21 protein-coding genes are annotated in these 22,703 nt (G+C 68.4%); 6 read left to right on the top strand and 15 right to left on the bottom strand.

The window, feature by feature from the left end; genetic code table 11:
• Positions 1-49: 49 nt before the first annotated feature.
• From map to QZH52_RS22425, 3 genes are read left to right on the top strand one after another with little or no spacing between them, the layout of a single operon-like run.
• Positions 50-874 (top strand): type I methionyl aminopeptidase, encoded by an 825-nt coding sequence (gene map, locus QZH52_RS22435; protein ID WP_286531938.1) that lies wholly within the window; start codon positions 50-52, stop codon positions 872-874.
• Positions 875-900: 26 nt separating this feature from the next.
• Positions 901-3,489: a [protein-PII] uridylyltransferase gene (locus QZH52_RS22430; RefSeq protein WP_301812783.1), complete on the top strand. Its 2,589-nt coding sequence runs from the start codon at positions 901-903 to the stop codon at positions 3,487-3,489.
• A 10-nt stretch (positions 3,490-3,499) separates the two neighbouring features.
• On the top strand, positions 3,500-3,895 hold the full coding sequence (locus QZH52_RS22425; RefSeq protein WP_286531940.1) for a PPC domain-containing DNA-binding protein: 396 nt from the start codon (positions 3,500-3,502) through the stop codon (positions 3,893-3,895).
• Positions 3,896-3,920: 25 nt separating this feature from the next.
• On the opposite strand, the gene QZH52_RS22420 is transcribed toward QZH52_RS22425, so the two are convergent.
• Genes QZH52_RS22420 through QZH52_RS22410 form a run of 3 tightly spaced genes read right to left on the bottom strand, consistent with a single transcriptional unit; the run spans position 3,921 to position 6,993 of the window.
• Positions 3,921-4,979, bottom strand: coding sequence for an amino acid ABC transporter permease (locus tag QZH52_RS22420; protein ID WP_301812782.1), 1,059 nt, complete (start codon positions 4,977-4,979; stop codon positions 3,921-3,923).
• Positions 4,976-5,965: an amino acid ABC transporter permease gene (locus QZH52_RS22415; RefSeq protein ID WP_301812781.1), complete on the bottom strand. Its 990-nt coding sequence runs from the start codon at positions 5,963-5,965 to the stop codon at positions 4,976-4,978. Before QZH52_RS22415 ends, QZH52_RS22420 begins: the two co-directional genes overlap by 4 nt.
• On the bottom strand, positions 5,962-6,993 hold the full coding sequence (locus QZH52_RS22410; protein WP_301812780.1) for an amino acid ABC transporter substrate-binding protein: 1,032 nt from the start codon (positions 6,991-6,993) through the stop codon (positions 5,962-5,964). Before QZH52_RS22410 ends, QZH52_RS22415 begins: the two co-directional genes overlap by 4 nt.
• Positions 6,994-7,181: 188 nt before the next feature.
• On the opposite strand from QZH52_RS22410, the gene QZH52_RS22405 reads away from it, so the two are divergent.
• Positions 7,182-7,586, top strand: coding sequence for a DoxX family protein (locus QZH52_RS22405; protein WP_301812779.1), 405 nt, complete (start codon positions 7,182-7,184; stop codon positions 7,584-7,586).
• Here QZH52_RS22405 and QZH52_RS22400 read toward each other — a convergent pair.
• The 6 genes from QZH52_RS22400 to smc form a co-directional block, all read right to left on the bottom strand.
• Entirely contained in the window at positions 7,583-7,780 is a 198-nt protein-coding gene (locus QZH52_RS22400) for a hypothetical protein (protein ID WP_301812778.1), read from the bottom strand. The two genes, QZH52_RS22405 and QZH52_RS22400, sit on opposite strands and share 4 nt — an antisense overlap.
• A gap of 149 nt (positions 7,781-7,929) precedes the next feature.
• A complete protein-coding gene (gene def, locus QZH52_RS22395; protein WP_286527675.1) occupies positions 7,930-8,469 on the bottom strand; it encodes a peptide deformylase in 540 nt (179 codons plus the stop codon).
• A gap of 19 nt (positions 8,470-8,488) precedes the next feature.
• Entirely contained in the window at positions 8,489-8,821 is a 333-nt protein-coding gene (locus QZH52_RS22390) for a hypothetical protein (protein ID WP_301812777.1), read from the bottom strand.
• A 71-nt stretch (positions 8,822-8,892) separates the two neighbouring features.
• Complete coding sequence (gene ligA / locus QZH52_RS22385; protein ID WP_301812776.1) at positions 8,893-10,983, bottom strand: NAD-dependent DNA ligase LigA; 2,091 nt, start codon at positions 10,981-10,983, stop codon at positions 8,893-8,895.
• 13 nt (positions 10,984-10,996) lie between these two features.
• A complete protein-coding gene (locus tag QZH52_RS22380; RefSeq protein WP_286531959.1) occupies positions 10,997-12,094 on the bottom strand; it encodes a cell division protein ZipA C-terminal FtsZ-binding domain-containing protein in 1,098 nt (365 codons plus the stop codon).
• 13 nt (positions 12,095-12,107) lie between these two features.
• Positions 12,108-15,623, bottom strand: coding sequence for a chromosome segregation protein SMC (gene smc, locus QZH52_RS22375; protein WP_301812775.1), 3,516 nt, complete (start codon positions 15,621-15,623; stop codon positions 12,108-12,110).
• 129 nt (positions 15,624-15,752) lie between these two features.
• Between smc and QZH52_RS22370 the strand changes: the two genes are divergently transcribed.
• Together QZH52_RS22370 and QZH52_RS22365 are read left to right on the top strand one after the other, a co-directional pair.
• A complete protein-coding gene (locus QZH52_RS22370) occupies positions 15,753-16,502 on the top strand; it encodes a hypothetical protein (RefSeq protein WP_301812774.1) in 750 nt (249 codons plus the stop codon).
• 377 nt (positions 16,503-16,879) lie between these two features.
• On the top strand, positions 16,880-17,572 hold the full coding sequence (locus QZH52_RS22365) for a P-loop NTPase family protein (RefSeq protein WP_286527688.1): 693 nt from the start codon (positions 16,880-16,882) through the stop codon (positions 17,570-17,572).
• A 3-nt stretch (positions 17,573-17,575) separates the two neighbouring features.
• On the opposite strand, the gene QZH52_RS22360 is transcribed toward QZH52_RS22365, so the two are convergent.
• Genes QZH52_RS22360 through QZH52_RS22335 form a run of 6 tightly spaced genes read right to left on the bottom strand, consistent with a single transcriptional unit; the run spans position 17,576 to position 22,580 of the window.
• Positions 17,576-18,115 carry a disulfide bond formation protein B gene (locus QZH52_RS22360; protein WP_301812773.1) on the bottom strand — a complete coding sequence of 180 codons (540 nt, stop codon included), beginning with the start codon at positions 18,113-18,115 and terminating at the stop codon, positions 17,576-17,578.
• A complete protein-coding gene (locus QZH52_RS22355) occupies positions 18,112-19,206 on the bottom strand; it encodes a sulfate/molybdate ABC transporter ATP-binding protein (RefSeq protein WP_286531962.1) in 1,095 nt (364 codons plus the stop codon). Before QZH52_RS22355 ends, QZH52_RS22360 begins: the two co-directional genes overlap by 4 nt.
• A 12-nt stretch (positions 19,207-19,218) precedes the next feature.
• The gene (gene cysW, locus QZH52_RS22350) at positions 19,219-20,115 is read right to left on the bottom strand and encodes a sulfate ABC transporter permease subunit CysW (RefSeq protein ID WP_301812772.1); all 897 of its coding nucleotides are present in this window, start codon (positions 20,113-20,115) and stop codon (positions 19,219-19,221) included.
• A 3-nt stretch (positions 20,116-20,118) separates the two neighbouring features.
• Positions 20,119-21,006 (bottom strand): sulfate ABC transporter permease subunit CysT, encoded by an 888-nt coding sequence (gene cysT, locus QZH52_RS22345; RefSeq protein ID WP_301812771.1) that lies wholly within the window; start codon positions 21,004-21,006, stop codon positions 20,119-20,121.
• On the bottom strand, positions 21,007-22,005 hold the full coding sequence (locus QZH52_RS22340) for a sulfate ABC transporter substrate-binding protein (RefSeq protein WP_301812770.1): 999 nt from the start codon (positions 22,003-22,005) through the stop codon (positions 21,007-21,009).
• Positions 22,002-22,580 (bottom strand): RBBP9/YdeN family alpha/beta hydrolase, encoded by a 579-nt coding sequence (locus tag QZH52_RS22335; RefSeq protein WP_301812769.1) that lies wholly within the window; start codon positions 22,578-22,580, stop codon positions 22,002-22,004. Before QZH52_RS22335 ends, QZH52_RS22340 begins: the two co-directional genes overlap by 4 nt.
• Positions 22,581-22,703 lie beyond the last annotated feature (123 nt).

Genomic DNA, 22,703 nt, shown 5'->3' with positions numbered 1-22,703 from the left:
ATCCGCGCTAACCCTGAATTTTAACGGCTCGGATGGGATAATTCCGGCCATGAGCATTACCTACAAAGACGCCGAGGGCGTCGCCGGCATGCGCGTGGCCTGCCGCCTGGCCTCCGAGGTCCTGGACTACCTCACGCCCCACGTCGTGCCCGGCGTCACGACCAACCAGATCGACAAGCTCGCCCACGACTACATCACGCAGGTCCAGGGCGCCATTCCGGCGCCCCTGAACTACATGGGCGCCAGCAGCACGCCCTACCCCAAGTCGATCTGCACCTCGGTCAACCACGTGGTCTGCCACGGCATCCCGAATGACAAGCCGCTCAAGAAGGGCGACATCATCAATTGCGACATCACGGTCATCAAGGACGGCTGGCACGGCGACACCAGCCGGATGTTCGTGGTCGGCGATGCCTCGATCGCGGCCAAGCGGCTGTGCGCCTTCACCTACGACGCCATGTGGCACGGCATCGTCAAGGTCAAGCCGGGCGCCCATCTCGGCGACATCGGCTTCGCCATCCAGCGCTTCGCCGAAAGCAACGGCTTCTCGGTGGTGCGCGAATTCTGCGGCCACGGCATCGGCCGGGGCTTCCACGAGGAGCCGCAGGTGCTGCACTACGGCCGGCCGGGCACGCTCGAGGAGCTCAAGCCGGGCATGACCTTCACGATCGAGCCGATGATCAACGCCGGCAAGCGCGAGATCAAGGAAGACGCCAAGGGTGGCCAATACGACGGCTGGACCATCGTCACCCGCGACCACTCGCTGTCGGCGCAGTGGGAACACACGGTGCTGGTCACCGAGACCGGCTACGAGGTGCTGACGCTGTCGGCCGGCAGCCCACCCGTGCCGGCCTTCGTCAGCGCCGCGGCTTGAAACCGCGCCGGCTGCTCCTGGCGCCCATGGTCGACATTGCCTCGCTGCGCGACGCCTATCGCACGCACAAGCTGGCGCTCTTCGACCAGCTGCGCAGCGCGCGGGCGCCGACGCGCAGCGTCCACACCGTGCTGCGGCAGCTGGCGGCGCTGGCCGACGAGACGCTCGGCGCGCTGTGGGCCGACGCCGGCTTCGGCCACCGGCTGGCGCTGGTGGCGGTGGGCGGCTTCGGGCGCGGCGAGCTGTTTCCCTACTCCGACGTCGATGTGCTGCTGCTGCTGCCCGAGGGCGAGGACAGCGGGGTCGAGCCGGCACGGCTCGAGGCCTTCATCGGCCAGTGCTGGGATGCCGGGCTCGAGATCGGCTCCAGCGTGCGGACGGTCTCCGAATGCCTGGACGAAGCCGCCAAGGACGTCACGGTCCAGACCTCGCTGCTCGAATCGCGCCTGGTGATCGGCGACAAGAAGCTCTATGCGAGCTTCCGCAAGAACTTCTTCGCCGCCATCGACCCGCAGGCCTTCTTCGCCGCCAAGTCGCAGGAGATGCGGCACCGCCACCAGAAGTTCGACAACACGCCCTACGCGCTCGAACCCAACTGCAAGGAGTCGCCAGGCGGCCTGCGCGACCTCCAGACCATCCTGTGGATGACCAAGGCCGCGGGCTTCGGCAACCGCTGGGACGACCTCGCCAGGAATGGCCTGGCGACCGCGTTCGAGATCCAGCAGATCAAGCGCAACGAGGCGCTCCTGAGCCTGATCCGCGCCCGCCTGCACGTCACTGCCAATCGCCGCGAGGACCGGCTGGTGTTCGACCTCCAGACCGCGGTGGCCGCCACCTTCGGCTATGTCGGCGAGTCGCAGCGCAAGGCCAGCGAGGCGCTGATGCGGCGCTACTACTGGGCCGCCAAGGCGGTCACCCAGCTCAACCAGATCCTGCTGCTCAACATCGCCGAGAAGCTGCAGCCGCAGGCCGACCAGCCGACGCCGATCAACGAGCGCTTCTTCGAGAAGGGCGGCCTGATCGAGGTCGCCAGCGACGACCTCTACCTGAAGGATCCGCACGCGATCCTCGAGACCTTCCTGCTCTATCAGAAGACCATCGGCGTCAACGGCCTGTCGGCGCGCACGCTGCGGGCGCTCTACAACGCGCGCCACGTGATGGACAGCAAGTTCCGTAACGACCCGGTCAACCACGCGACCTTCATGCGGATGCTGCTGGAGCCGCGCGGCATCACGCACGCGCTCAGGCTGATGAACCAGACCTCGGTGCTGGGGCGCTACCTGCGCGTGTTCCGCAGCATCGTCGGCCAGATGCAGCATGACCTGTTCCATGTGTACACGGTCGACCAGCACATCCTGATGGTGCTGCGCAACGTGCGGCGCTTCTTCATCGCCGAACATGCGCACGAATACCCCTTCTGCTCGCAGTTGGCGGCCGGCTGGGACAAGCCCTGGATCCTCTACATCGCGGCGCTGTTCCATGACATCGCCAAGGGCCGCGGCGGCGACCACTCGACCCTGGGCGCACGCGACGTGCGGCGCTTCTGCCGCCAGCACGAGATCCCGCGCGAAGACGCCAAGCTGATCGAGTTCCTGGTCTCGGAGCACCTGGTGATGAGCCAGGTGGCGCAGAAGCAGGACCTGAGCGATCCCGAGGTGATCGGCGCCTTCGCCAAGCGCGTGGGCAACGAGCGCTACCTCACGGCGCTCTACCTGCTGACCATCGCCGACATCCGCGGCACCTCGCCGAGGGTCTGGAACGCCTGGAAGGGCAAGCTGCTCGAGGACCTCTACCGGCTGAGTTCGCGCGTGCTGGGCGGCCGCATGCCCGACCCCGGCGCCGAGATCGAGGCCCGCAAGCGCGAGGCGCTGGTGCAGCTGGCGCTGTACGCCGAGCCCCTGCATGCGCACAAGGCGCTCTGGGAGACGCTCGATGTCGGCTACTTCATGCGCCACGACGCCAACGAGATCGCCTGGCACGCCAAGCAGCTGTCGCGCCACGTACCGCATGCCGGCGTGCCGATCGATCCGCACACGCCGCCGATCGTGCGGGCCCGGCTGTCGCCGGTCGGCGAAGGCCTGCAGGTGGTGGTCTACACGCCTGACCAGGCCGACCTGTTCGTGCGCATCTGCGGCTACTTCGACCAGTCGTCCTTCAGCATCCTGGACGCCAAGGTGCACACGGCGAGCAACGGCTTCGCGCTCGACACCTTCCAGGTCGTGACCACCTTCATCCCCGAGCACTACCGCGACCTGATCAGCATGGTCGAGACCGGCCTGGCCAAGACGCTCAGGGAGGCCGGCCCGCTGCCGGCGCCGAGCAAGGGCCGGGTCTCGCGCCGGGTGCGCAGCTTCCCGATCAAGCCGCGCGTCAGCCTGCTGCCCGACGAGAAGGCGCAGCGCTGGCTGCTCAGCATCTCGGCCAGCGATCGCGCCGGACTGCTCTATTCGGTCGCCCGCGTGCTGGCGCGCCACCACCTGAACCTGCAGCTGGCGAAGGTCACGACCCTGGGCGAGCGGGTCGAGGACACCTTCCTGATCAGCGGCCCGGAGCTCCAGGGCCAGCGGGCCCAGCTGGCGATCGAGACCGAGCTGCTCGAGGCGCTGGCGGCCTGAGGAGCCGGAGGTGGAAGCGACGCCGCTGCGCCTGCACCCCGGCGACGACCTGCGCGGCGCCCTCGATGCGGCGCTGGCCGCGCGGAGCTGCGCGGCCGGGTTCGTGCTCTCGGGGATCGGCAGCCTGGGCGCCGCACGCCTGCGCTACGCCGGCATCGAGACACCCGCGACCCTGCTCGGCGACCTGGAGATCCTGACGCTGGCGGGCACCCTGTCGCCCACCGGCTCGCACCTGCACATGAGCGTGTCCGATTCCGAAGGCCGGGTGCGCGGGGGCCATGTCGCGCCGGGCTGCATCGTGCGCACGACCGCCGAGCTGCTGGTGGCATGGCTGCCGGCGTGGCGGTTCACCCGCGAGTTCGATCCTGCGACCGGTTTCGCCGAGTTGACGATCCGCAAGACCTGAAGGCGATGCCAGCCGTCGATGCGATTCAACTGTGCCCGCTCGACAGCCGCCTTTCCAGCCAGCCGCTGTAGCGCGACAGCCCGAAGCACAGCACCCAGTACACGGCGGCGATGAACAGGTAGCCCTCGAGGTAAAACGGCCGCCAGGTCGGGTCGCCGCCCAGCGCCAGGCCCAGCGCGCCGGTCAGCTCGAACAGGCCCACCACGGTGACCAGCGAGGTGTCCTTCAAGGTGCCGACCACGTTGTTGGTCAGGGCCGGCACCACCAGCCGCAGCGCCTGCGGCAGCACGATGTCGCGCTGCACCGGCCAGCGGCCGAAGCCGAGCGCCATCGCGGCATCGACCTGGCCGCGCGGTACCGCCTGCAGTCCGCCGCGGATGATCTCGGCCAGGTAGGCGGCGACGAACAGCGACAGGCCGGCGAGCACCCGCACCAGCACGTCGGGCTGCCAGCCGGCGGGCCACAGCAGCGGCAGCAGGAACGAAGCCATGAAGAGCACCGAGATCAGCGGCACGCCGCGCACCAGTTCGATGTAGGTCGCGCACAGGGTGCGGATCAGCGGCCACTCCGAGCGCCGGCCGAGTGCGAGCACCAGTGCCAGCGGAAAGGCCAGCGCCAGGCCGACGACCGCCAGCCCGATGGTGAGCGGCAGGCCGCCCCAGCGATTCGTCGCCACCGCCCCCAGTCCCGCTACACCGCCGCGCATCAGCACCCCGAACGCGGACAGCGAAACCAGCCAGAGCGGCAGCAGCCACCAGCGCCAGCTGCGCGGCCAGGCGCTCAGCAGCGTGGTCAGCGACAGCAGCGTGACGGCGACCGCCGGCCGCCACTGCTCTTCGTAGGGATAGCGGCCGAACAGGATCGGTCGCCACTTCTCGGCGATGACACCCCAGCAGGCGCCATGCGGCACGGCCCGACAAGCCTGCGCATCCGGATGGAACACGGCCTGCAGCACCGCCCATTCGAACGCGTGGAACCCCGCCCAGGCGAACAGCAGCAGCAGCGCCAGCGTGAAGGCCGCGCGCAGCGGCGAGCCCCACAGTTCCTTGCGCCATGCGATCGGCGCCCGAACACCGACGCTCATCGCCAGCCCCGCAGCGCGACGCGCGCGTTGTAGCGGTTCATGGCCCAGGAGATCAGCAGCGAGAGCCCGAGGTACACCGCCATGATCACCGCGATGCACTCGAAGGCGCGGCCGGTCGAGTTGAGCGAGGTGTTGGCGATCGAGACCAGCTCCGGATAGCCGACCGCCACCGCGAGCGAGGAGTTCTTGGTCAGGCTCAGCAGCTGGTTGGTGAGGGCTGGCACGATCACGCGCAGCGCCTGCGGCAGCACCACGATGCGCAGCTGCTGCCACCCGGTCAGGCCCAGCGCCTGGGCGGCCAGCTTCTGGCCCTGCGCGACCGACGCGATGCCGGCGCGCACGATCTCGGCGACGAAGGAGGCGGTGTAGAGCGCCAGCGCGGTCACCACCGCCAGGTATTCGGGACTCAGCGCCGCACCGCCGCTGACATTGAAGCTGCCGCGCTCGGGCCATTCGAGGTGGCTGGGCCACCACGCGCCCTCCTCCCGCACCGGCCAGGGGAGCGACAGCCCGCCCTTGCTGAGCCAGACATCCGGCAGCAGTTCGAGCGGTTCGGTGGAATCAGGCAGCAACTGGGTGAGCGCGAAGTACAGCATCAGCAGCTGCACCAGCAGCGGCACGTTGCGGATCGTCTCCACATAGGCGCCGCAAAGCCCGCGCACCAGCACGTGCGGCGCCAGCCGGCCGATGCCGACCAGCGTGCCGAGCACGACCGCGATCAGCGCGGCCGGCACGGCGGCGCGCACCGTGTTGATCAGGCCGGCCAGGAAGGCGCGCCAGAACGGCTGGCCGGCATCGAAATCGAGCCAGCCCTCGGAGATCTCGAAACCCGCCGGCTGCAGCAGGAAGTCGAAGCCCGAGTGCACGCCGCGGCTGCGAAGCACCTCGAGCGCATGCTGAACCAGCCAGAAGACGCCGGACGCGATCGCCGCGATCAGCAGGGCCTGCAGGGCCCAGGCGAGCCAGGCGGCCCGGCGCCGGCTCATCGCACCGGCAATCCGTACATCAGCCCACCCTTGTTCCAGAGGTTGTTCGAGCCGCGCGGCAGCTTGAGCACCGATTTCGGGCCGACGTTGCGCTCGAACATCTCGCCGTAGTTGCCGACCGCCTTGATCGCGCGGTAGGACCAGTCCTTGTCGAGTCCCAGCAGCTTGCCGAGGTCGTCGCCGCTGCCGACCAGGCGCTGCTGCGCCGGGTCCTTGCTGGAGGCCTTGAGCTCGTCGATGTTGGCCTGGGTGATGCCGAACTCCTCGGCCTCGATCAGCGCGTTGGGCACCCACTTGGCGATCGCGAACCATTCGTCGTCGCCACGACGCACCAGCGGCGCCAGCGGCTCCTTGGAGATCAGCTCGGGCAGGATCACGTAGTCGTCGGGGTTCGGAGCTTCCTTGTTGCGCAGGCCCGCGAGCGCCGAGGTGTCGGTCGTGAACGCCTGGCAGCGGCCGGCGAAGAAGGCCTTGAACGAAGCCTCGAAGCTCTCGAACACGACCGTCTTGACCGGGATGTTCTGGGCCTTGAACCAGTCGGCGACGTTCTTTTCGTTGGTGGTGCCGGCCTGGGTGCAGATGGTGGCGTTCTTGAGCTGCTTGGCGCTCGTCACCTTGAGCTTCTTGGGCACCAGGAAACCCTGGCCGTCGTAGTAGGTGATGGTCGTGAAGTGAAAGCCGAGCGATGCGTCGCGGGTCAGCGTCCAGGTGGTGTTGCGCGCCAGGATGTCGATCTCGCCGGCCTGCAGGGCCGAGAAGCGCTGCTGCGAATTGAGCGGCACGAACTCGACCTTCTTGCCGTCGCCGAGCACGGCCGCGGCGATCGCGCGGCAGGTGTCGACATCAAGCCCGGACCAGTTGCCCTGGGTGTCGGGCGCCGAGAAGCCGGCCACCCCGTTGGTCACGCCGCACTTGACGGTGCCGCGCTGCTTGACGGCGTCGAGCGTCTTGCCGGCGAAAGCCGGCGCGGCCGCGAAGGCCAGGATGGCGGCGACTGCGGCGAGCGCCGGGCGGATGCGTGAATTCATGCGGTGGTCCTCTTTTCTTCGAAATGACGGCAGGGCGGCAGTTTACGTGGGGCGGGCAGGAACTGGTTTGCGGCATGTCGCCACGCCCCCACAAGTGGCTATCGTCGACGCGGCAAGGTCGTCGTTCGACACCTCCGCGCCAGATCGACCACAATCGCGCCTGTTTTTAGCAACGAAAGGTTTTTCACATGATCCGTTCCGATGACACCGGCAAGCTCGTCCTGCGTCTGGCCCTGGGTATCCTGATCCTGCTTCACGGCATCTCGAAGCTCAGCAACGGCGTTGGCTTCGTCGAGGGCATGCTGACTTCGCATGGCCTGCCGGGCGCCCTCGCCTACCTGGTCTACGTGGGCGAGTTGCTGGCGCCAGTGCTCCTGATCATCGGCGTCTACACCCGTCCGGCGGCCTGGATCACGGTCATCAACATGCTGGTCGCCATCTGGCTGGTCCACATCAAGGACCTGACGGTCATCGGCAAGTCGGGCGGCTGGGCGCTTGAACTGCAGGGCATGTTCCTGTTCGCGGCGCTGGCGGTGGCGTTCCTGGGCGCCGGGCGTTTCAGCCTGGGCGGCACCAGCGGGCGACTGAACTAGCTTGAAAGCGGCTTCGATCGGCCGGTGCGGTCTGCGAGACGCGCCGCGCCGTCGAAGTCGCGGCTACCCGCCGTGCGCTTCGCGGGTTTGCCGATGCAGCCAAGCGTGGAGACAAGAAGCAGCTGCTCGGGCTCCCCCGCATTGGCAAATCCCGGAGCAAGAAACTGGGTGCCGGAAAAAATCAAGAATCCCACGGACAGGATTCGCTGAAAGTCCCGGATTCGACGATGAAGGGAGAAAGGGGGATCAATGCATCGAACAAGACACCGCACACCACGATGCGCAGAACGATGGCTGTTGCGCTCGAAATCGATGCAACGGCCCTCGACTCATTGTTCAGCCTTCAGTCATCCTCGCCCGCATCGAGCCCCGGAAACAGCACTTCGGTGAAGCCGAAGCGCGAGAAGTCGCGCACCCGCATCGGATACAGCTTGCCCAGCAGGTGGTCGACCTCGTGCTGGACGACGCGGGCATGGAACCCGCTCACCGTGCGATCGATCGGGTCCCCGTACGGGTCGAAGCCGGTGTAGCGGATGTTCGCGAAGCGAGGCACCACGCCGCGCAGGCCCGGCACCGACAGGCAGCCCTCCCAGCCCTCTTCCTCCTCGTCCCCGATCGGCGTGACGACCGGGTTCAGCAGCACCGTGCGCGGGACGATCGGCGCATCAGGGTAGCGCGGGTTCACCGTGTCCGTGCCGAAGATCACCAGTTGCTGGTCGACCCCGATCTGCGGCGCAGCGAGCCCGGCGCCATTGACCGAATACATGGTCTCGAACATGTCGCGCACCAGCAGGTGCAACTCGTCGGTGTCGAAGGCGGCGACCGGCTGCGCGATGCGCAGCAGCCGGGGGTCGCCCATCTTGAGGATTTCGCGGATGGCCATGCGCGATTATCGCGGTGGCCTAGCGTCGTCCGTAGTACCTGCCGTAGTACCCGGGCCGACCGTAGTACCCGGGCCGACCGTAGTACCCGGGCCGACCGTAGTAGCCCGGATGCCCGTAGTAGCCGGCCCGGCCGTAGTAGCCAGGCCACCCCGGATAGCGGTAGCCGCCGTAGTAGCCGCCCCAGCCGTAGTAGCCGGCGGCGCCGATGTAGACCGATGGCGCCACCACGACCGGGTCGGCGTAGTAGGGGTAGGCCGCGCCCGCGTAGTACGGACCGGGCGCCACGCAGCCGCCGAGCAAGGCGGCGCCCCCCACGGCGATGGTGGCCGACACAGAACGAAATCGCTTCATCCGGACCTCCTGGGTCATCTTCGATTCAACGGCCGGCGCGCCCGCCTGTTGACCGGGAAAACGAAACAATCTCAGGATAGTCCTTGGGCGAGGATTTCCAGCATCTGCGCTTCGTCGATCACGGTCACGCCGAGGTCGCGCGCCTTGTCCAGCTTGCTGCCGGCCTCGGCGCCGGCCACCACGTAATCGGTCTTCTTGCTCACCGAGCCCGCCACCTTGGCGCCGGCCTCTTCGAGTTTGTTCTTCGCCTCGTCGCGACCCAGCGTAGGAAGGGTACCGGTAATGACGAAGGTCTTTCCCGCCAGCGGCCTGGGCGCGCGGGCGGCGGGCTCGCTCTCTTCCCAGTGGACGCCGCAGGCGCGCAACTGCTCGACCACCTCGCGGTTGTGCGGCTGGTCGAAAAAGGTGCGCAGGCTGGTCGCGACCACCGGACCGACGTCGTTGACCTCGAGCAGTTGCTCCTCGCTCGCGTCCATGATGGCGTCGAGCTTGCCGAAATGCTTCGCCAGGTCCTTGGCCGTGCTTTCGCCCACGTGCCGGATGCCGAGCCCGAACAGGAAGCGCGGCAGCGTGGTCTTCTTCGACGCCTCCAGCGCCGCGACGATGTTGTTGGCCGACTTGTCGGCCATGCGGTCCAGGCCGGCCAGCGTCGTGAAGCCCAGCTTGTAGAGGTCGGGCAGCGTGCGGATCAGCTCGGCATCGACCAGCTGCTCGACGAGCTTGTCGCCCAGGCCTTCGATGTCGAGCGCGCGCCGGGCCGCGAAATGCAGGATCGCTTCCTTGCGCTGCGCTGCGCAGAACAGCCCGCCGGTGCAGCGGTAGTCGACCTCGCCCTCCTCGCGAACCGCGTCCGATCCACAGACCGGGCACTTGTGCGGCATCGTGAAGATCGGGCCGCGTTCGGTTTCGGGCCGAGCCGCGCTCTCGGGCAGCACGCCGACCACCTCGGGAATCACGTCGCCGGCGCGCCGGACGATCACCGTGTCGCCCACGCGCACGTCCTTGCGCCGAGTCTCGTCTTCGTTGTGCAGGGTCGCGTTGGTCACGGTCACGCCGCCGACGAACACCGGCGCCAGCTTGGCCACCGGCGTGAGCTTGCCGGTGCGCCCGACCTGGATCTCGATCGCCAGCACCTCGGTGAGTTGCTCCTGGGCCGGGTACTTGTGGGCGACCGCCCAGCGCGGCTCTCGCGAGACGAAGCCTAGCTGCCGCTGCAACGCGATGCTGTCAACCTTGTAGACCACGCCGTCGATGTCGTAGGGCAGCGTGTCGCGCTGGCGGCCGATGGTCTCGTGGAAGGCGATCAGTTCGATGGCGCCACGGGCCCGTGCGTTCTGCGCCGCCACCGGGAAGCCCCAGGCGCTGAACTGCTGCAGCCAGTCGAACTGCGTCGGGCAGTCCGGCCCGCCCTGCTCGGGCGGCGTCACCTCGCCGAGGCCGTAGGCGAAGAAGCTCAGCGGCCGCTGGGCCGCGATCGCCGGATCGAGCTGGCGCACCGCGCCCGCCGCCGCGTTGCGCGGATTGACGAAGACCTTCTCATTCTTCTGGCCGCCCGCGATCTTCTCGCGCTGGCGCTCGTTGAGCGCGTCGAAGTCGTCGCGCCGCATGTAGACCTCGCCGCGCACCTCGACCACCGGCGGAATGGCCGATGCCTCACCCTGCAGGCGCAGCGGGATCTGCTGCACCGTGCGGATGTTCTGGGTCACTTCCTCGCCGATCTCGCCGTCGCCGCGGGTCGCGGCCTGCACCAGCACGCCGTCCTCGTAGCGCAGGTTCAGCGCCAGGCCGTCGAACTTCAGCTCGCAGACGTATTCGACCTGCGGCCCATCCTCGGCCAGTCCGAGCTCCTTGCGGACCCGGGCGTCGAAGGCACTGGCACCGGCGGGCGTGATGTCGGTCTCGGTGCGGATCGACAGCATCGGCACCTTGTGGCGCACCTTGGCGAAGCCGTCGAGCGGCTTGCCGCCGACCCGCTGGGTCGGCGAATCGGGGGTGCGCAGTTCGGGGAATTCGGCCTCCAGGGCCTGCAGCCGCTGGAACAGCCGGTCGTACTCGGCGTCCGGCAGTTCGGGCGCGTCGAGCACGTAGTAGAGATGGGCGTGGCGGTGCAGCTGCTCGCTGAGCGCAGCGGCCTCGCGAGCTGCGTCTTCGCGCGTGGGCATGGGGATCTCCGGACTAGCTGAACAAACGCCGCGCCAGCGGCGAGCCGGCCGACAGGTCGCGCGTGTCGAGCGTGTCGTAGAGCTGCTCGAGGTCGACGCCGATGGCATCCATGGTCTCGTCGCGCAGCGGCTGGCCGTCGCTATCGGTGACCACACCGTCCATCTCGCGCGCCAGCGCGGCGGCCGACTCGCGCATGCGCTCGAAGGGGCGCTCCGCGCGGTCGACCTGCGGCACGTCGAGGCTCAGGGTCAGCTCGCGGATCGCCGACTGCGCCGGATCGTCGGCCAGCGCGGCCTGGGTATCGAAGGACAGCCCGAGGATCGGCGGCAGCCCCTGCTCGCCCGCCGGCAGCACCATGCGCCCCGGGATGATGCCGGCCACGAAGCCGAGGCGGGAAGCGTTCTGCTGCACGTAGCCGGGGCTCCAGGCCGCATGGCGGGCACGCAGCACGAAGCTCAGCTGGGCATCGTGCGAACTCGCGAACTGGTCGAGCTCGCGGGCCCGCGCCACCTCGTCGAGCATCTCGGGAAACTCGGGCGCGCCGTTGAGGGCATCGGCGAAGGCCTGGGCCTTGACCACGAACTCGGAGTATTCGATCTCGTTGAGCGCACCGGTGCGGTTGGCCATCTGCACGCCGACCTGGAAGGCGCCATAGCGCTGCCCGGCCACCGCCGGCTCCCACTCGCCGGTGAATTCATTGAGCCCCTCGACCGCCACCGGCTTGCTGCCGGCGCGCCGGGTTGCCGGCATGGCCGCGATCGCGGCGTCGCCGGAGGCCAGGCCGTCGAGCGACACCGGGGCGATGATGTCGATCAGCGGATCGAGGCCGCCGCGGCGCTCGGCCGACGGTGCCGCCAGTGCGCTCGGCGCCGGCAGGTCCGGATCGAACAGCGGCTCGTGCCGCTCGTTGCCGGGGACCTGGTGCGGATCGACATGCAGCACGGGCTCGAACTCCCCCTTGGGAGCGGCCTCCGGCGCGGCCGGTTCGCTGCTGGCGGGCGCGTCGGGCTGCTTCGGCGCATTGCGGCGCGACATCCATGTGTTGTAGCCGACCACGGTGGCGAGAACCAGTCCGCCGAGGATGGCGAGGGCGACGGTGAGATTGCTCATGGGCCCCTGGTGCTCAAGCGGCTTCGACCATCGATACCGCCGACTCCATGTCGACCGCCACGATGCGCGAGACGCCCTGCTCCTGCATGGTCACGCCGATCAGCTGCTCGGCCATTTCCATGGCGATCTTGTTGTGGCTGATGAAGAGGAACTGGGTTTCGCGGCTCATGGCTGTGACGAGTTTGGCATAGCGTTCGGTGTTGGCGTCGTCCAGCGGCGCGTCCACTTCGTCCAGCAGGCAGAACGGCGCCGGGTTCAGCTGGAAGATCGCGAACACCAGCGCGATCGCGGTCAGCGCCTTCTCGCCGCCCGACAGCAGGTGGATGGTCTGGTTCTTCTTGCCCGGCGGCTGGGCCATGACCTGCACGCCGGAATCGAGGATCTCGTCGCCGGTCATCATGAGCCGGGCATTGCCGCCGCCGAAGAGCTCCGGGAACATCCGGCTGAAGTGCTCGTTGACGATCTTGAAGGTGCCGCCCAGCAGGTCGCGGGTCTCGGCGTCGATCTTGCGGATCGCGTCTTCGAGCGTGCCGATGGCTTCGTTCAGGTCGGCCGACTGGGCATCGAGGAAGGTCTTGCGCTCGCTGGCGACGGCCAGTTCCTCGAGCGCCGCCAGGTTGACCGCGCCGAGCGCAGCCACTTCGCGGTTGAGCCGGTCGATCTCGCCCTGCAGGCCGGTGAGCCGGACCTTGTCGGTCTCGATCGACAGCGCGACCGCCTCGAGGTCGGCCTCGGCCTCGGCCAGCAGCTGTTGGTATTGCTCGAAGCCCAGCCGCGCGGCCTGCTCCTTGAGCTGGAAATCGGTGATGCGCTGGCGCAGCGGGTCGAGCTCGCGCTCGAGCTGCAGCCGGCGCTCATCGCTGGCGCGCAGCTTGATCGTCAGGTCGTCGTACTGGCTGCGCGAGGCACCGAGCGCGGTCTCGCGTTCGAGCTTGAGCGACAGCGCGTCCTGCAGCCCGGCCTGGGCGGCGGCGTCGGACAGGCGGCCGAGCTCGGCGCGCGCGCGTTCTTCTTCGTCGGTCAGGGCGACGATCTGCTGGCTGGCGGTCTCGATCGCGCGGCTCAGCTCGCCGCGGCGCGCCTCGAGGGTGCGCTGCGCGAAGGTGGCTTCCTGCGCCTGGCGCTCGAGGCTGCGATGCTGTTCGCGGCTGGCCGTGAGCGCACGGCCGGCCTCGATGACCTTCTCATCGAGCTGCGCATGGCGTTCCTGGCTGTCGGCGAGCTGCATGTCGAGCTCTTCGAAGCGCGACTCGGCGGCGATGCGCTTTTCCTGCAGCTCCTCGAGCTGCGCCGTCACCTCGCCCAAGTCGTTCGACAGCTGTTCGCTGCGGGCGCGCGTCTGCTCGGCCAATTGCGACAGGCGCAGCGTCTCGACCTGCAGCGCGTGCGCCTGCGACTGGGTCTCGGCCGCTTCGCGACGCGCCGCGACCAGGCGCTGGGCGGCATCGCCGTAGGCCGCCTCGGCACGGGCCAGCGCGGTGCGCGACTCGTCGGCGATCAGGGTCTGGGCGCGCAGCTGGCGCTCCAGGTTCTCCATTTCCTGCTGGCGCGCCAGCAGGCCGGCCTGTTCCGAATCCTGGGCATAGAAGCTGACGCTGTGCGCCGTGACCGCATGGCCGCTCTTGATGTAGATCACCTCGCCGGGCTGCAGCCTGTCGCGCTGCGCCAGCGCCTCTTCGAGGCTGGTGGCCGTGAAGCAGCCGTGCAGCCACTCGGCCAGCAGCGCCTGCTGGCCGGCGTCGGCCAGGCGCAGCAGGTCGGACAGCCGCGGCAGCGACGACGCACCCGGCGGCAGGCCCGCCAGCGGCGGCGAATAGAAGGCCAGCTTGGCCGGCGGCGCATCGGCGGCAAAGGCGCGGACCATGTCGAGGCGGCTGACTTCGAGCGCGCCCATGCGCTCGCGCAAGGCCGATTCGAGCGCGTCTTCCCAGCCGAGCTCGATGTGGATGCGGCTCCAGAGGCCCTGCAGGCTTTCGAGCCCGTGCTTGGCGAGCCAGGGCGCGAGCTTGCCGTCGGTCTTGACCTTCTCCTGCAAGGCCTTGAGCGCCTCCAGCCGCGCCGACAGGTCGGCGTGGCGCGCCCCTTCGGCATTGACGGCCTGCTGCCGCGTGCGCCGGTCGTCGTCGAGCTGCGGCACGGCTTCCTGCAGTTCCTGCAGGCGCGCATCGGATTCGGCCGCCGCCTCCTGGGCCATCGCCAGTTGCTCCTGCTGCTCGCGCAAGCGCCCCTCGTCGGGCGCCGCGAGCGCGTTCTGGTCGGTGCGCAGCCGCTCGGCGCGCAGGTTGAGCTGGCGGCTCTGGTCCTCGATGTTGCGCTGGTCGGCGGCCAGCACCTGGATCTGCTGCTGCACCTGCACCACCGTCGCGCGCTGGGCGTTGGCCTCGTTCTGGGCCCGCTGCTGCGCGTCTTCGAGCTCGGGCATGCGGGCGTCGTGCTCCTCGAGCTGGGCGGCCAGCAGTTCGGCCTGCTCCTCGGCGTTCACGCCCTGGCCGGCCAGGGTCTCGATCTCGGCCTCGGCGTCGTCGCGCCGGGTGCCCCATTGCCCCATCTGCTCGCGCAGTTGCACCAGCCGCTGCTCGACCCGCTGGCGCCCCTCGACCACGAAGCGGATCTCGCCTTCGAGCCGACCGACCTCGGCGCTGGCCTCGTAGAGCTTGCCCTGGGCCTGGTTGACCTGGTCGCCGGCCGCGTAGTGGGCCTGGCGCACTGTTTCGAGCTCGGCCTCGATGTGGCGCAGGTCGGCGGTGCGCGATTCGAGGTCGTTGATCGCGCGCTCGGCGTCGGCCTTGACCTTGGCCTGGTCGGCCTCGCTCTCGGTGCGCTTCAGGAACCACAGCTGGTGCTGCTTGCGCGTGGCGTCGCCGGTGAGCTGGTTGTAGCGCGCCGCCACCTCGGCCTGCTTCTCGAGCCGCTCGAGGTTGCTGTTGAGTTCGCGCAGGATGTCCTCGACCCGCGTCAGGTTCTCGCGCGTGTCGCCGAGCCGGTTCTCGGTCTCGCGGCGGCGCTCCTTGTACTTCGAGACGCCGGCGGCCTCTTCGAGGAACAGGCGCAGTTCCTCGGGCTTGGATTCGATGATCCGGCTGATCGTGCCCTGGCCGATGATCGCGTAGGCGCGCGGCCCCAGGCCGGTGCCGAGGAACACGTCCTGCACGTCGCGCCGGCGCACCGGCTGGTTGTTGATGTAGTAGCTGGAGTTGCCGTCGCGGGTCAGCACCCGCTTGACCGCGATCTCGGCGAACTGCGCCCACTGGCCGCCCGCGCGGTGGTCGGCGTTGTCGAACACCAGTTCGACGCTGGAGCGGCTGGCCTGCTTGCGGGTGGTCGTGCCGTTGAAGATCACGTCCTGCATCGACTCGCCGCGCAGCTCGGAGGCACGCGATTCGCCGAGCACCCAGCGCACGGCATCCATGATGTTCGACTTGCCGCAGCCGTTGGGACCGACCACCCCGACCAGCTGGCCGGGAAGCAGGAAATTGGTGGGTTCGGCGAAGGACTTGAAGCCCGAGAGCTTGATGGAATTGAGACGCACGTCAGGTCGGCCCTAAGCCAGTTGTTTTGCCAAGGTTGGGTGCCAAGGTGTTGATTTGTAAGCAGATTCCGGCGGCTGGCACGTCCAGGCCAGGCCGCCACCTGAGGCGAGGATGATAACGTGCGGACCATGCGCGTTTCCCCTCTTTCCCCGTGTCTTGCTCGCCGTGCGTGGCTCATCGGCAGCGGCGCGGCGGCCCTGGCGCTCGCGGCCTGCGGCTCCACCCAGCGCGCCGAACCCTATGCCAGCAACGAATGGCTCCAGAGCGGCGCGAACCGCATCGCCAACCTGGCCTTGCGCGACAACCTGCAGTCGGTGCGGCGCGTGCAGATCTCGCTCTATCGACGCAATCCGCGCGAATGGCGCAAGTGGTGCGGCAGCGCCGACGAGGCGATCCAGCGCACCTGGGAATCGATCTCGCAGAACGCGCCGCTGCCGCAGTTGCATGGCGCCTATGGCATCGACGCCGTCCGCCTGGCCTTCGAGACCGCGCCCAAGCCCTTCGAGGGCGACCGCGTCGCCGCGCTGGTGGTCGGCTGGGCGGCGCTGCTCAAGCAGGCCAACGGCGACACCTGGGAGCAGAACATGCTCGACGGCGTCAGTGCCGAGAACAGCTACCGGGCGGCGCGCAACTTCGAGATCTCGCTGTGGCTGATCGGTTCGAAGACCGGCCCCGACGGGCAGCCGCTGCTGCTGGCCACCGAGATCAGCGAACGCGGGCGCAACCTGCTGGTCGACCGCGAGCTGTCCAAGGTGGTGGCTCGGCTGGACCTGCTCGCGGCGCAGGCCGACGAGAAGTACCGGCGCGCGGCGCTCGACTTCAGCCAGAACTGGTTCCTGGGGAGCCTGGGGCCGTTTCTTTCGATGGTGCCGAAGTGAGGCTTCTGGCCGGGGGGGCGGGCTCACGCCGACGGTGTGCTCTGCTCCGCGAATGTCCCCCGCCCTTCGGGCTCCTCCTTTATTTCGCTGCGCAGAGCACACCATCGGCGCGAGCCGTCACGGCCGTTATTGGTTGACCGGAACCACCTGGCGCTGCCCGTGCCGAGGGCGCCGGGTGGCCCCCGCAGCGAAATAGAGGAGGAGCCGAAGGCGGGGGACATTCGCGGAGGGGGCCACCCGGTGCCCTCGGCACGCGCCCCGAACAGCAGCGCAGCGAGTTTCGTAGACGCCCATGGCGCGATCCTTGCAGGCACCAGGCCCATTCCAGCCCCGCACCTAGAATCGATCGCGTTTCTTCCCACTCTCGCAGGAACCTCATGAGCTCCATCAATTTCATCGGCGGCGAAAAAGGCGGTGTCGGCAAGTCGGTCACGGCGCGGGTGCTGGCGCAGTATTTCATCGACCACAGCCGGCCTTTCGTGGGCTTCGACACGGACCGTTCGCACAGCTCTTTCACCCGTTTCTACGAGGGCTTCGCGTCGCAGGTGGTGGTGGACAGCTTCGAGGGCCTCGACACGGTGGTCAACGGCTTCGAAACCAATCCGCAGCAGAGCGTGATCGTCGACCTCGCGGCCCAGACGCTGGCGCCGCTGTCGCGCTGGATCAAGGAGTCGGACCTGTTCGACGTCTTCGCCGAACTCGGCGTCGCGGTGAATTTCTGGCACGTGCTGGACGACGGCAAGGATTCCAGCGACCTGCTCGGCACCCTGATCGACACCTTCGGCGACCGGCCGAACTACATCGTGGTGCAGAACTACGGGCGCGGCAACGACTTCGGCCTGCTGCTCGGATCGCAGTCGCTCAGCAAGGCCACGGCGCACGGCGCCCGCGTGATCGCCCTGCCCCGGCTGCACGACGCCAGCATGCGCAAGATCGATGCGCGCAACACGAGCTTCTGGAAGGCGGTCAACGACCGCGAGGGCCCGCACGCGCTGGGGCTGCTCGAGCGCCAGCGCGTGAAGACCTGGCTGGCGACGGCCTACGCGGCCTTCGACACCCTGCCTCTGTAGGCCTCAGCGGACGGTCTTGAGCGCCGGCCGGATAGGCGGCCGGCGGAACGACCGCGCCAGCAGCACCAGCAGCGCCAGCCCGAACCCCGTGAAGGCGATGAACGACCAGTTGGCGATCGACAGGCCAAGGAAGGTCCAGTCGATCTGCGAGCAGTCGCCGGCGCCGCGGAAGATCATCGGCAGCGCGCGCTGCAGCGGAAAGGTCTCGATCATTCCGTAGATGTCGCGCCCGCACGAGACCACCTCCGGCGGATACCACTGCAGCCAGCTCTGGCTCGCCGCCGTGTAGGCGCCGCCCACGGCCACGACCAGGGCCGTCAGGATGGTGGCGATGCGCAAGGCCTTGCTGCCGCTGGCCGCGCCGAGCCCGGTGAACACGGCCACCAGCACCAGCGCATAGCGCTGCACGACGCACATCGGGCACGGCTCGAGGCCCACCACATGCTGCAGGTACATGCCGAAGGCCAGCATCGCGATGCAGGCCACGCAGATCAGCGCCAGGGCGCGCCTCGGCGCGCCGAAATACCAGTCGAAAAACTTCAAGGTGAAACCCAATCCTCTACGAACACCCTGGCCTTGCGCGGCGTGGCGACCACCTTGTCGCCCTCGCCAAGACCAAGGTCCCGGAACTGTTGCGCAGGGAGTTGCGCCTCGATGATGGTTCCGGAGCCCGGATTATCTGGATTCGATTCGACCGGTTCCAGTTCCAGCCGCGCGATCGGTCCGACCACGATGGCACGGGTCAGGGTCGCGACGATGCCGCTGGCGCCCGGCGCGTAGCGCGCCACGTCGAGGTCGTGCGGCCGCACATAGGCCAGCGCCTTGCCGTCGCGCAAGCCCTGCTGGTCGCGGGTGTCGAGCCGGATGCCTTCGACCTGAACCTCGCCCTCGAGCGAACGGCCATGGAACAGGTTGACGTCGCCCAGGAAGCCGTAGACGAAGGGGCTCGCCGGGTGGTCCCAGACCTCCTGCGGCGAGCCGACCTGCTCGATGCGGCCGCTGTTCATCAGGACCACGCGGTCGGCCACTTCGAGCGCTTCTTCCTGGTCGTGGGTGACGAAGATGCTGGTCACGTGCAGTTCGTCGTGCAGCCGGCGCAGCCAGCGGCGCAGTTCCTTGCGCACCTTGGCGTCGAGCGCGCCGAAGGGCTCGTCGAGCAGCAGCACCTTGGGCTCGACCGCCAGCGCGCGCGCCAGGGCGATGCGCTGGCGCTGGCCGCCCGACAACTGGGCCGGATAGCGGTCGGCCAGCCAGTCGAGCTGCACCAGCTTCAGCAGGTCGTGCACCTTGGTCTTGATCTGCGCCTCGCTCGGGCGCAGGCCGCGCGGCTTGACCCGCAGGCCGAAGGCGACGTTCTCGAACACCGTCATGTGGCGGAACAGCGCGTAGTGCTGGAACACGAAGCCGACCTGGCGCTCGCGCACATGGACATCGGTGGTGTCCTCGCCCGCGAACAGGATGCTGCCGGTGCCGGCGGTTTCCAGGCCCGCGATGATGCGAAGCAAGGTGGTCTTGCCGCAGCCCGAAGGCCCCAGCAGCGCGACCAGTTCGCCCGAGGCCACGTCCAGGCTGACATCGCGCAGGGCGTGGAAGTCGCCGAATTGCTTGCTGACGTTTCTGATTTCGATGCTCATGATTTCTCTCTTTCAGGCGGCCGGCGTCGGACGTTCCGGCGGCAGCTCGGCGATCGCCTTCATCTCGCGCTCGTGGCGCCATTCGATGACCGACTTGATCACCAGCGTGACCAGCGCCAGGATGGCCAGCAGCGAGGCCACCGCGAAGGCGGCCACCGACTGGTATTCGTTGTAGAGCACTTCGACGTGCAGCGGCATCGTGTTGGTCTGGCCGCGGATGTGGCCCGAGACCACCGACACCGCGCCGAACTCGCCCATCGCCCGGGCGTTGCACAGGATCACCCCGTACAGCAGGCCCCACTTGATGTTGGGCAAGGTGACGCGCCAGAAGGTCTGCCAGCCGGTCGCGCCGAGCACGATCGCCGCCTGCTCCTCGTCGGTGCCCTGCGCCTGCATCAGCGGGATCAGCTCGCGGGCGATGAACGGAAAGGTCACGAACACTGTCGCCAGCACGATGCCGGGCACGGCGAAGATGATCTTGATGTCGTGCGCCTGCAGCCACGGGCCGAACCAGCCCTGGGCGCCGAACACCAGCACGTAGATCAGGCCCGCCACCACCGGCGACACCGCGAACGGCAGGTCGACCAGCGTCGTCAGGACCGCCTTGCCGCGGAACTCGAACTTGGCGATGGCCCAGGCCGCGGCGACGCCGAAGACCAGGTTCAGCGGCACCGCGATGGCGGCCGTCAGCAGGGTCAGGCGGATCGCCGCCCAGGCATCGGGCTCCTTGAGCGCCTCGAGGTAGGCGCCGACGCCCTTGCGCAGCGCCTCGGCCGCGACCGCCGCCAGCGGCAGCACCAGGAACAGGAACATGAAGGCCAGCGCGACGCCGATCAAGGTGCGGCGAACCCAGGCCGACTCGGTGGTGCCGGCCTGCACGCGGCGGATGGTTTTCGAAGGTGCGCTCATGGCTCAAGCCTCCGACCGGCGCCGCTTCCAGCCCTGCAGGCCGTTGATGACCAGCAGCAGCAGGAACGAGATCACCAGCATCACCAGCGCCACCGCGGTGGCGCCCGCGTAGTCGTACTGCTCGAGCTTGCCGATGATGATCAGCGGCGTGATCTCCGAGATCATCGGCATGTTGCCGGCGATGAAGATCACCGAGCCGTATTCGCCGATCGCACGCGCGAAGGCCATCGCGAAGCCGGTCAGGAGCGCCGGCATGATCGACGGCAGGATCACCTTGGTGAAGGTCTGCAGCCGGGTCGCGCCGAGGCTGGTGGCGGCCTCTTCGAGTTCTTTCTCGGTGTCTTCGAGCACCGGCTGCACCGTGCGCACCACGAACGGCAGGCCGATGAAGATCAGCGCGATCACGACGCCGGCCGGCGTGAAGGCCAGCTTGATGCCGAGCGGTTCGAGGAACTGGCCGACCCAGCCATTGCCGGCCAGCAGAGCGGTCAGCGAGATGCCGGCCACCGCGGTGGGCAGCGCGAACGGCAGGTCGACCAGCGCGTCGACGATGCGCTTGCCCGGGAACTTGTAGCGCACCAGCACCCAGGCCACCAGCAGCCCGAACACCAGGTTGACCAGTGCCGCGATCAGCGAGGCGCCGAAGGTCAGCCGGTACGAAGCCATCACGCGCGGCGCGGTCACCGCCACCCAGAAATGCTCCCAGCTCATGGTGAAGGTCTTGAAGACCAGCGCCGACAGCGGGATCAGCACGATCAGGCTCAGGTAGAGCACCGCATAGCCGAGCGTGAGGTGGAAGCCCGGCAGCACGCGGCGCGAAACGCCGCGGACCGCTCCAGACGCAAGCGGCGCTGCCGCGGACGACAGCGCCGATGTAGCAGCACCGCTCATTTACTTGGCGCCGGGCGTGTACAGCTTGTCGAACTGCCCGCCGTCGTTGAAGTGCACCTTCTGCGCTTCGGACAAGCTGCCGAACAGTTCCTGCACCGTGAACAGCTGCAGCGGCTTGAAGGTCGCGGCGTTCTTCTTGAGCACCGCCTCGGAACGCGGGCGCAGCGCGTGCTTGGCGGCGATCTCCTGCGCTTCTTCCGAATAGAGGTAGTCGAGGTAGGCCTTGGCGAGTTCGCCGGTGCCCTTCTTGTTGACCGTGCGCTCGACGATCGCGACCGGGTTCTCGGCCAGAATGCTGATCGACGGATACACCGCGTCGACCTTGCCCGAGCCGAACTCGCGGTCGATCGACACCACTTCGGATTCGAAGGTGATCAGCACGTCGCCGATGTTGCGCTGCAGGAAGGCGGTGGTGGCATCGCGTCCGCCGCGCGCCAGGATCGGCACGTTCTTGAACAGCTTGCCGACGAACTCGGCCGCCTGGGCGTCGGTGCCGCCCTTCTTTTTCACGTAGCCCCAGGCCGCCAGGTAGGCGTAGCGCCCGTTGCCGCCGGTCTTGGGGTTCACGACCACGACCTGGACGCCGGGCTTGATCAGATCGTCCCAGTCCTTGATGCCCTTCGGGTTGCCGTTGCGGGTCAGGAACAGCATCGTCGAAGTGGTCGGCGAGGCGTTGTACGGGAAGCGCTTGGGCCAGTCCTTGGCGACCACGCCGGCATTGGCCAGGAAGTCGATGTCGGTCGAGGTGTTCATGGTCACCACGTCGGCGTCGAGGCCGTCGGCCACGGCCCGCGCCTGGGCGCTCGAGCCGCCATGCGACTGGTCGATCTTGACCTCCTTGCCGGTGGTCTTCTTGTAGTTGGCGACGAAGGCGGCGTTGTAGTCCTTGTAGAACTCGCGCGCCACGTCGTACGAGGCGTTGAGCAGGGTCTGGGCCGATGCGGCGCCGCTGGCGGCGAGCACCAGCGTGCCGATGAGGGTCTTGATTCTGGAAGTCATAGGGTTGCCAAGGGTTCTGGATTCTTGCGGCCGGCCATCAGCGTGGTCGGCTCGTCGGTCAGCGATTGGAGCAGCGCCAGGCCCAGGGGCCAGTCGCCGTGTCCGGATTCGATGTTGATGTGGCCGGCATTCTGCATCCGAACGAATTCGCTGCCCCATGCCCGGGCATAGGCGCCGGCCAGCCGCACCGGGCAGAAAGGGTCATTGCTGCTCGCCACCAGGATGCTGCGGTAAGGCAGCGGGGCAAAGGGCACGGGGGCGAAATCGTTCAACACGGCGCGGCGCTCGGGGTCGGCGGGCGCGACCAGCAGTGCGCCCTGGATGCGCGCCGCGGCCGCCTCCGACAGGTGGGTGGTCGCGATGCAGCCGAGGCTGTGGGCGGCGACGATCACCGGGCCCGGGCTGTCGAGCACCAGTTTCTCGAGCGTGGCCACCCAGGCGGCGCGGCTCGGCGTGACCCAGTCGTCCTGCACCACCCGCACCGCGCCCTGCATGCGCTCGGCCCACAGGCTCTGCCAATGGCCGGGGCCGGAATCGCGCCAGCCCGGCACGATGACGATCGTCGGTTTGCTCACGCGCCGCCTGCTTGCTCGTCGGCCGCGTCAGGCGCGGACACGGGTGAAGACGGCGGCGGTGTCGCCGAGGCGCAGGGTGGGCATGGTGGTTCTCGTTGTTCCGGGTGGGAGCGCCATTGTCCG

Origin of the sequence: Variovorax ginsengisoli (assembly GCF_030486595.1) — a bacterium.
Lineage (GTDB): Bacteria > Pseudomonadota > Gammaproteobacteria > Burkholderiales > Burkholderiaceae_C > Variovorax > Variovorax ginsengisoli_B.
This window is presented reverse-complemented; position numbering and strand designations above follow the sequence as displayed.